This is a genomic window from Alkalibacterium sp. MB6 (assembly GCF_009935905.1).
GTDB lineage: Bacteria > Bacillota > Bacilli > Lactobacillales > Carnobacteriaceae_A > Alkalibacterium.
The window spans coordinates 1-309 of the sequence record NZ_PREX01000089.1 but is presented as its reverse complement, the minus strand read 5'-3'; the positions used below and the strand labels follow the sequence as shown (position 1 = coordinate 309).

Annotated in this window: 1 protein-coding gene; it reads left to right on the top strand. The window is 44.0% G+C overall.

The features are described 5' to 3' along the window. Positions 1 to 226: flavodoxin-dependent (E)-4-hydroxy-3-methylbut-2-enyl-diphosphate synthase (locus tag C3945_RS12105; protein WP_161879837.1), on the top strand; the 226-nt coding region annotated here is incomplete at its 5' end. Positions 227 to 309 lie beyond the last annotated feature (83 nt).

Below are 309 nucleotides of genomic sequence, written 5' to 3'. Positions count from 1 at the left end.
GGACTTGTCTGTGATCGGGTGTAAGGTGAATGGTCCGGGTGAAGCCAAAGAAGCGGATATCGGGATTGTCGGGGCATCTCCGCGTTCACTGGTGTACCGTAATGGCGAAAAGAGCCATTTAATTGACACAAATCAGTTGGTTGATGAAATTGAAACAATGGTTCGTCAACGTGTTCAAGAGCTTGAAGAAGCAAAATCTAAAGAAATTATTCGTAGTTCATCATGAGTTCAATCGTCGCTATCAAAGGTTTTAATGACATCCTTCCAACGCAAACTGCGGCTTGGAGAAGTCTGGAACAACAACTTGCA